This is a genomic window from Neobacillus sp. BF23-41, assembly GCF_041106275.1.
Genome location: NZ_JBGBPR010000085.1, coordinates 1 through 2,195, shown reverse-complemented (window position 1 = coordinate 2,195; position 2,195 = coordinate 1). Strand labels below are relative to the sequence as shown.

General features: G+C 32.5%; 3 protein-coding genes. All 3 read left to right on the top strand.

All coding sequences use genetic code 11. From position 1 onward, the window contains the following. The first annotated feature begins 177 nt into the window (after positions 1-177). The 3 genes from AB7942_RS30445 (at position 178) to AB7942_RS30435 (ending at position 2,108) form a co-directional block, all read left to right on the top strand. On the top strand, positions 178-675 hold the full coding sequence (locus AB7942_RS30445) for a hypothetical protein (protein WP_369449783.1): 498 nt from the start codon (positions 178-180) through the stop codon (positions 673-675). A 158-nt stretch (positions 676-833) separates the two neighbouring features. Further along, positions 834-1,253, top strand: a complete 420-nt coding sequence (locus AB7942_RS30440; RefSeq protein ID WP_369449782.1) for a DUF4279 domain-containing protein — start codon at positions 834-836, stop codon at positions 1,251-1,253. Between the two features lie 210 nt (positions 1,254-1,463). Further along, entirely contained in the window at positions 1,464-2,108 is a 645-nt protein-coding gene (locus AB7942_RS30435) for an alpha/beta hydrolase (protein WP_369449781.1), read from the top strand. The last annotated feature ends 87 nt before the right edge of the window (positions 2,109-2,195 follow it).

Genomic DNA, 2,195 nt, shown 5'->3' with positions numbered 1-2,195 from the left:
TCCAATTGCAAGGGTTATGAAATCCTGCGAATAAGTGAGCATTCGAGAGATATTCGTATCAAACTGAGGGAGTTGAAGAAGGAAATTAAGGGATCAATACATTATTTTTTAATAAATTTGAATATTGTGAAACGATACGCATCTAATACCGTCTATTATTTAAGGGGGGATTCCTAAATGTTTAAGAAAACATTAGTTCTTATTTTGTTAATAATTTTTCCATTAACAACTGTTGGCTGTACTAAGGTTACGAATGATATTGACGAAACAGTAAATAAAAATCAGCACAAAAGAAATCGAGCACTAAATTGGAATGAAAGTTCTTTATTTAAAGCTGGTAATTATACTTTGATTGGTGAAAAAGGACGTTTAGGTTTTATTTATGATGATAGTGAGGTCCTAAGATTTTATCCAAATAAAACCCAAAAATATATGTGGCATTTTTGGGGAGAAGATAAAGAGTTTGAAGGAAAACTAAAAGTTGTCGCCACACACGAAAATGATAGTGAACAAATAACTGTGTTAGAAGGTGTAGATTTAAGTGGTCCCAATAATGGAGCAGACCGACACACGCCATCCAATATGTCACTACCTAAGAGCGGAATGTGGAAGTTAGATGCTTATATTGGAGATACACTATTTGGAACTGTATTTATTAAGGTTCATAAGAAATAAACGGCTTCTTGAACTAAAGGGTGCTTATGTTTAACAAAGGGTTGCGGTGGCGGCTCTTTTTTCTTGTTCCACTAACGGGTCAGTTTTGTTGAAGAAGGATTTTGGTACTCGTAAGGAGAAAAATACTTAAATATGTTTTCTTGGGGATGTGCATAGAAATGGAAGAGAGTTTTGTCTCAGGATCATTTAATTTCATTATTCGTGGGGAAGATTTAAACCTTGATGAAATAACGAAAAAAATAAACCTTAAACCTTCAAAGGTGAGAAGAAAAGGTGAATTAATAGCCAAAGACATTAAAATGAAGGATTCCTATTGGAGTTATCAGATAAAGTATGAAGGCTACAATGAGCTAGATTTAGCTTTAGACGAGTTGTTGAACACTCTTCATCCTTATAAATCCTTTGTTAGTGAAATCTCCAATGTTTATGATGTTTATATAAATTTGAGCTTACGCTCAAACTTAGGACAATTAGGGTTTGATTTGCAGCCAAAGATTTTAAAAGCATTAGCTGACTTAAGTATTAGATTTGAAGTGAATATTCTTTCGTATGGTGAGGTTGAAGATACTTCTTGTTGAACAAAAGTGAAATTTATAACCATTTTCTGAATTCGAAATTGAGATTGTGAAATATTGTACTTAAACTATCGGGTGAAAGAGTTAAAGAACCAGCTGCCATCATTCTTATTGTACTAACGATACAGGTTACTTGAAGAAGAACTTCATTTTGTATCGCCTTTATTAGGACTGAGGATTAAAATAAATGTAGGATGTTAGGGGGGAATTATTATGAAGGTTAATCAAAGAACAACATTTATTAATGAAAAAGAAGTTCAATACACACATATTGAAAACGGAAGTCCAGTTGTTTGTTTTATGTTTTCTGGGGCGGGTTACACGTATGAGAAGCCTTTATTTTATTATTCGACAATGACAATGCTTCAGAATCAGTATGATGTTGTTCATATCAATTACTCTTACGGTCAGGATCTATTCAAACTTCCAATAGAAGATATAACAAAAATTATCGTTAATGATGTAAATCCCATAATTAACGAGGTGCTTAAACATCACCAATATCAAGAAACTGTGTTTCTGGGAAAATCAATTGGTACAATTCCTATCATCAACGGACTTATGAAAAGTGATATGTATATGAATTCAAAAATGATTTTGCTTACACCACTATTAAAGTTTGATTCGATTTTTGAAGCATTATTGAGTAGCAATCATTCAGCCCTTATTGTTATAGGTGATAAAGACACTCATTATATTCCTAGGAAAATCCAAGTAATTGAAAATAAAACATATATAAAAATTGAAAAAGTCCCCAATGCTAATCATTCTTTAGATATTGAACCATTTAATACTTCAAGTTCCATAGCAGCCTTAGAAAATGTAATTAAAAGATTAGACGAGTTCTTAAAAATATAACTCTTGTTATGCTAACGGGTGCTAAAGCTCAAGAAAGATCGCTGCGGCGGTCTTTTTTTTGTTCCACTAACGAGCAGGATAGTTCAA